General features: G+C 72.6%; 7 protein-coding genes. 5 read left to right on the top strand and 2 right to left on the bottom strand.

The genetic code is table 11. From position 1 onward, the window contains the following. Nucleotides 1–419 precede the first annotated feature (419 nt). Entirely contained in the window at nucleotides 420–1,769 is a 1,350-nt protein-coding gene (locus tag RIM90_RS21705) for an NYN domain-containing protein (RefSeq protein WP_309062415.1), read from the bottom strand. A gap of 67 nt (nucleotides 1,770–1,836) precedes the next feature. Next, on the bottom strand, nucleotides 1,837–2,076 hold the full coding sequence (locus RIM90_RS21700; RefSeq protein ID WP_073936621.1) for a hypothetical protein: 240 nt from the start codon (nucleotides 2,074–2,076) through the stop codon (nucleotides 1,837–1,839). 157 nt (nucleotides 2,077–2,233) lie between these two features. Here RIM90_RS21700 and RIM90_RS21695 point away from each other — a divergent pair, with 157 nt between their 5' ends. The 5 genes from RIM90_RS21695 to RIM90_RS21675 all read left to right on the top strand — a co-directional run bounded on the left by RIM90_RS21695 (nucleotide 2,234) and on the right by RIM90_RS21675 (nucleotide 5,786). Next, nucleotides 2,234–2,977, top strand: coding sequence for a rhomboid family intramembrane serine protease (locus RIM90_RS21695; protein WP_309062414.1), 744 nt, complete (start codon nucleotides 2,234–2,236; stop codon nucleotides 2,975–2,977). Then, complete coding sequence (locus RIM90_RS21690) at nucleotides 2,974–3,255, top strand: Lrp/AsnC family transcriptional regulator (protein ID WP_159531942.1); 282 nt, start codon at nucleotides 2,974–2,976, stop codon at nucleotides 3,253–3,255. The genes RIM90_RS21695 and RIM90_RS21690 overlap by 4 nt, the downstream gene beginning before the upstream one ends. A 114-nt stretch (nucleotides 3,256–3,369) precedes the next feature. Next, a complete protein-coding gene (locus RIM90_RS21685; RefSeq protein ID WP_309062413.1) occupies nucleotides 3,370–3,684 on the top strand; it encodes a small secreted hydrophilic protein in 315 nt (104 codons plus the stop codon). Continuing rightward, nucleotides 3,611–5,095, top strand: a complete 1,485-nt coding sequence (locus RIM90_RS21680; RefSeq protein ID WP_309062412.1) for an ATP-binding protein — start codon at nucleotides 3,611–3,613, stop codon at nucleotides 5,093–5,095. Before RIM90_RS21685 ends, RIM90_RS21680 begins: the two co-directional genes overlap by 74 nt. Nucleotides 5,096–5,123: 28 nt before the next feature. Next, nucleotides 5,124–5,786: a response regulator transcription factor gene (locus tag RIM90_RS21675; RefSeq protein WP_309062411.1), complete on the top strand. Its 663-nt coding sequence runs from the start codon at nucleotides 5,124–5,126 to the stop codon at nucleotides 5,784–5,786. Nucleotides 5,787–5,932 lie beyond the last annotated feature (146 nt).

Genomic DNA, 5,932 nt, shown 5'->3' with positions numbered 1-5,932 from the left:
CTGGGAGCGGCGTTGGCGGCCTGCGAGCTCAGGGCGACGGCAGCTGCGGCAGCGGTGGTGAGCACGGTCACACGTGCGCGGCTCGGCTGCTTGGGACGACGGTGGGACGCCACGAAGGCGAGCTCCTTCTTCCTCCAGCCGCCTACCGACACGCCGGTGGGCGGGGCCTCCGCCGTCGCCACCCCATGTGAACGATCAACCGAGCGGAGGTTCGAGGCCCGACCCTAGTGATTCTCTTGTGATCAGTTCAAATCCTCAGGCCCGGAATTCCCGTCACAGCGTGTTTTCTTTGCCTTGAACTCACGTACGGTGATATCGGGTTGACGCTACGTCGCACGGACATCCCGCCAATTCGGGCAATCGGCGGGTACGTTGCGGTTGGGGCGTATGCGCCTGTCGGGACGTACGGGGCGTTACGCCTACGCCCTGGAGAAGCGTTTCAGAAGCACCGCCGACGCGACCGGACGGGCGCCCGCGCGGGCCACTCCGTCGGCCACCTCGCGGTCGGTGGAGGCGACGATGACGGGCCGGCCCGGCGGCTCGGCGCGCACCAGCTGGCGGATCAGCTCGTCGGCGGTGACGCCCGGCTTGGAGAACAGCACCCGCACCCCGCGCGGCGGCGCCAGCAGCACCGGCGCGGCCAGTTCGGCGCCGTCGAAGACGCACGTCACCTCCGCGCCGGTCTGGGCGGCGAGCTGGGCGAGCTGGCCCAGGAGCCTGAGCCGCTGCTTCTCCAGGGGCATCTGGGGATAGCCGGTCTTGGTGACGTTGTAGCCGTCGACGACGAGGTGCGCCTGCGGCAGCGCCAGCAACTGGTCGAGGATGGCGGGGTCGTCCTCGGACAGCGCGCGGGCGGCGATGTCCTTCGGGGTCATGCGGCCGGGCTCGACGGCGTCCACGGTCTCGGCGGGCCGCACGGACACCGGAGGCAGCGCGAGCTCGCGCCGCAGCCCCTGGGCGGCGTCCAGCACGGTGTCCAGCAGCAGCCGCACCCGCATGTCCTCGACGCTGCGGCCCTCCCGGGCCGTCCGGCGCGCGGCCTCCAGCGCGGCCTCGGTCTCCCCCAGCCTCGCCTTGAGGCGCCGGCTCTCGCTCTCGGCGGCCGACACCTGGGCGTGCCCCTCGGCGCGGACCGCCTCCATCTCGCCCCGCAGCTTGCGCAGGGCGGCCTCGCCGCGCTTGACGTCGCTGAGCGCGGAGCGCAGTTTGCGGTGCAGCGACTCGGCTTCCTTCTTCGCCGCTTCCAGCTCGGCGCGCAGCCGCTCGGTCTCGGACCTGGTGTGCTCCCGGGCCCGGGCGAGTTCGGCGCGCAGCCGCTCCAGCTCGGCCCGGGTCTCCTCGTCGACGCGCTCGGCGTCGGCGCGCTGCGCCTCCTCGCCGGCGGCGGTCACCAGCTTGACCCAGCCGGCCGGGCGGAGTACGTAGGCCGCGGCCGCCACGTCGAGCGGGTCCGCGGCCGGGGGCGGGGAGCCGGAGTCGAGGGCGCCGGTCAGTTCCGGCTGGGCCTCTCTGAGCCGTTCCCCGATGCGCTGCCGGAACAGCGGATCGCTCTCCAGCGCCGCGGCCATGGCGTTGCCCGCGAACTTGGCGCGGCGGCCGGGGGTGAACCGGGCGTACTGCCGCAACTGGGCGGGCAGCTCGGTGACCGTCAGCCCGCCGAAGCCGTCGGCGGCGATCTGGACGACCCGGCGGCGCACTCCGTCGGGCAGCGGACGGTCGAGCACCTCGGCGGCGCCGTCCTCCGGCCCCCCGCCTGCGGTCTCCACCATCCGTCACACCCCAATGCCTGTGTGCGACCCCACGCGCGGGGTCGCCGTCAGCGGGGCCCGCCCCTGTTCAGGAGCCGGCACCCGGCCTGTCCACGAGTTCCACCTGGTCCACGGCGTTGCACCAGCGGCACCGCACCGACTCGATCGTCTCATCGAGCACCTCGCGCTCCTCGACCTTGGGCTCTCCGGCCAGATCGAGGTGGACGTACTCGACGACCTTCGACGAGCGGGTCACGTCGAACCGCGTGAGGTTGCCGCAGAGGGTGCAGCGCCACCGCGTCGAGGCGGTCGGCAGAGGAACCGTCATCGTGGCTGTTCGCCTTCCTTCCAGTGTCCGTGACGCACCGGGCTGCCCGGTGCGTGTGGCTCGTAACCCTACGGCCTGGCGGGTACCGGCCGCCCGCCCGTCCACGGCGGCGAGGCGGTCTGCGCCGATGCGTCCGGTTACGTCATGCTCTGTGTTCATGATCCGTGACTGGAGCGCGTCGGCCGCCAGGACGATCAGGACGATGCGGGGCTCGCCGGCCCCGGTGACCCACACCCTCGTCGTCCTGTGCTGCCTGGTCTTCCTGATCGGGCCGGCCTCGGGACTGAATCCGGCCCACGGCTCCGGGGAGGAGCTGCTCGCGGCGCAGCGGGCCTATTTCCGGCGCTGGGGTGTGATCCCCGCAGACCTGTTCGAAGGCTCCCCCGGGGCCGCCCTCACCCCCGCCACGGCGCTGTTCGTCCACGGCAGCTGGGTGCATCTGCTCGGCAACATGCTCTTCCTCCACGTCTTCGGAGTGATGGCCGAGGAACGGATGGGCCGCGTGCGGTTCACCGTGTGCTACGTGGGCTGCGGCTACCTCGCCCTGCTGGGGTACGCCGCCGCCAACGCGGACTCCGGGCAGTCCCTGGTCGGGGCCTCCGGGGCGATCTCGGCGGTCCTCGGCGCCTTCCTCTTCCTGTTTCCCCGGGCCCGGGTGACCACTCTCCTGCCGTTCCTGTTCTTCCTGCCGGTGCGCTTCCCGGCGTGGGTGGTGCTGCCGTTCTGGGCGGCGTTGCAGTGGGCGGCGGCGGGACAGGCGGCCGACGGGCCGGGGGTGGCGTACCTGGCGCACCTGGTGGGGTTCGGGCTGGGCTTCTGCTACGCGTGGGTCCGCTTCGGGCGGGCGACTACAGTGAAGGCCACCCCTGCTCCAGTCCCCGAGGGAGAGAACCAGCCGTGATCACCGCGATCGTCCTCATCAAGACCAGCGTGGACCGGATCCCCGAGATCGCGGAGCAGATCGCCGCGCTGGACAGCGTCAGCGAGGTCTTCTCCGTCACCGGCACCTACGACCTGATCGCCATGGTCCGGGTCCGGCAGCACGAGGACCTGGCGGAGGTCATCCCGGGCCGGATCAGCAAGATCCCCGGTGTGGAGGGGACCGACACGCACGTGGCGTTCCGCACGTACTCGCAGCACGACCTGGAGGCGGCGTTCGCCATCGGCCTGGACAGCTGAGGAGCGGGGACGCGGCGGCCGGACCGCGAAGGGCCCGGCGAGCGCGGCGAGCATGAAGAGTTCTTCATCTCCGGCTCATCCGCGCCGTCCGGTTCCCGCCGCAGGATCGGGGCCATGGTCTTCACTCGCCGGATGGCGGCCCTGGCCGCCGTCGTACTGATCCCCCTGGGCGTGGCCGCCACGAGCTTCGCCCTCGCCGACAGTCCCGAACCGCCCAAGGTCCCGCCGCGGGTGGAGCTGGACAGCGGCTCCCCCACTCCGGCGTCCACGGCCCCGTCCGCGCGGCCCGAACCGACGCCGAGCGACGAGGTCGTCTCCCGGCCTCCGGTGACCGACAGCCCAGCGGGTGATGACGATGACGACGACCGCGGCCGGGACTCCTCGGACGACGGCCCCGGCGAGGACGACGGACCGGGCGACGACGGCTGACCCCGTGCGCCGGCGGATCTCCGCCCGCGTCCGCATCCTGCTCTGGCTGCTGTTCGTCATGGCCGTCGCGCTCGCCTCGGTCGCCACGACCACCCGCTCCTTCCTGCTGCGGGACGTCGACGACCGGATCAGCGGGCTGCTCGCCCAGGAGGCCGGCGAGTTCGCCAACTTCGAGGAGCGCGGCTTCGATCCGGAGACCGGGCGGCCCTTCACCGCCCCGGACCGGCTGCTGCGGGTCTTCCTGGAACGGCAGTACGCCGACCCGGACGAGGAGCTGATCGGCCTGGTGGCCCGGCCCAGCGGCGGGCCGGCGAAGATCATCCAGCCGCGCGACCTGCCCGTCGCCCTGCCCCTGCACCGGGACTCCGACGCCCGGCGCCGCATCTTCGACTCGCCCGACGCCTCCGGGGTGCTGCACCGGCCCGAGGGCGAGATCCGCTGGGCCAAGGTGGCCGTGGCCCGGGCCGGCGGCGCACCCGAGGCCGCGTTCGTCGTCGCCTTCCACCCCGAGCGGGAGGTGGCGCGCGTGGACGAGGTGTTCCGTGTGCTGCTCGCCATCTCCGGGGTCGCCCTGCTGCTGACCACCGGCATCGGCTGGGCGGTCGCCGGGCGGATCCTGCAGCCCGTACGCCTGGTGCGCACCGCCGCCGCGCAGCTCACCGAGCAGGACCTCACCCGCCGCATCCCGGTGCGCGGGCACGACGACATCGCCGCCCTCGCCGAGACGTTCAACGCGATGCTCGACCGCCTGGAACGGGCCTTCGCCGCGCAGCGCCAGTTCGTCGACGACGCCGGCCACGAGCTGCGCACCCCGATCACGATCGTGCGCGGCCATCTGGAGCTGATGGGCGACGACCCCGCCGAGCGCGAGGAGACCGTCCGCCTGGTCACCGACGAACTCGACCGGATGAGCCGCATCGTGGAGGACCTGCTGCTGCTCGCCAAGGCCGAACGCCCCGACTTCGTCACCCCGGAGCCGGTGCAGCTCGCCGAACTCACCGCCGACGTCTACGTCAAGGCCCGCACCCTGGGCGAGCGCGACTGGCAGCTCACCGACATCGCCGACCGGGAGGTGGAGCTGGACCCCCAGCGGATCACCCAGGCGATGGTGCAGCTGGCGCAGAACGCGGTGCAGCACACCACCACCGGTCAGACCATCCGCATCGGCTCCCGCGCCGAGGGCTCGCGGATCGAGCTGTACGTCGCCGACTCGGGCCCCGGAGTCCAGCCGCAGGACCGGGAGCTGATCTTCGAACGCTTCCGGCGCGGCACCTCCCGGCGCGGTGTGCGCGGTTCGGGCGCCGGGCTCGGCCTGTCGATCGTCAGGGCGATCGCCGAGGGCCACGGCGGCCGGGTCCGCCTGCACGACACCGAGGGCGGCGGCGCCACCTTCGTACTGACGCTGGAGTGACCGTGGACATCGGGGAAGAGGCACGCGCGTGAACCGGATTCTGATCGTCGAGGACGAGGAGCGCATCGCCTCCTTCGTGGAGAAGGGCCTGCGCGCCAACGGCTTCACCACCACCGTCGTCCCCGACGGCGAGGCCGGTTACGAGTACGCGCTGACCGGCGGCTTCGACCTGGTCGTCCTGGACATCGGGCTGCCCGGCCGGGACGGCTTCACCGTGCTGCGCGAGTTGCGCGAGTCCCGGGTGACGACCCCGGTGATCGTGCTGACCGCGCGGGACTCGGTCCGGGACACGGTGGCCGGCCTGGAGGGCGGCGCCGACGACTGGATGACCAAGCCGTTCCGCTTCGAGGAACTGCTCGCCCGGGTACGGCTGCGGCTGCGCACGGCGGCCCGCGCGCCGGAGGTGACGGTGCTGCGGTCGGGCGACCTCTCCCTGGACCTGCGCACCCGCAGGGCGCGGGCCGCGGATCGCACCGTCGATCTGACGGCCCGTGAATTCGTGCTGCTGGAGCTGTTCCTGAGGCACCCCGGGCAGGTACTCTCCCGCGAGCAGATCCTGTCCCACGTGTGGGGTTACGACTTCGACCCCGGCTCCAACATCGTGGACGTCTACGTACGGGCGCTGCGCAAGAAGCTCGGCGCGGAGAAGGTGGAGACGGTCCGCGGGATGGGCTACCGGCTCCCCGCGTGACGGTCCCGCGGCGGGGCGGGCCCGCCGGGTGAGCCCGCCGGGTGAAGTTCCCTTCATCTTCGGCTCATCGAGGGCTCACGGCCCGGGTGAATCGTCGGTGACGTGAGCCTGAATCCCCGACTGACCGCCGCCCTGTGCGTGGCCCT

It is taken from the genome of Streptomyces sp., assembly GCF_031181555.1.
In the GTDB taxonomy this organism is placed as follows: Bacteria; Actinomycetota; Actinomycetes; order Streptomycetales; family Streptomycetaceae; genus Streptomyces; species Streptomyces fimbriatus.
The sequence above is the reverse complement of the archived record's forward strand: the minus strand, read 5'-3'. Positions and strand labels throughout refer to the sequence as shown.

Bases quoted from the DNA above. Each gene is read 5' to 3' on its own strand.
- RIM90_RS21705 (WP_309062415.1), bottom strand. From the start codon at position 1,769: ATGGTGGAGACCGCAGGCGGGGGGCCGGAGGACGGCGCCGCCGAGGTG.
- RIM90_RS21700 (WP_073936621.1), bottom strand. From the start codon at position 2,076: ATGACGGTTCCTCTGCCGACCGCCTCGACGCGGTGGCGCTGCACCCTC.
- RIM90_RS21695 (WP_309062414.1), top strand. From the start codon at position 2,234: ATGATCCGTGACTGGAGCGCGTCGGCCGCCAGGACGATCAGGACGATG.
- RIM90_RS21685 (WP_309062413.1), top strand. From the start codon at position 3,370: ATGGTCTTCACTCGCCGGATGGCGGCCCTGGCCGCCGTCGTACTGATC.
- RIM90_RS21680 (WP_309062412.1), top strand. From the start codon at position 3,611: ATGACGACGACCGCGGCCGGGACTCCTCGGACGACGGCCCCGGCGAGG.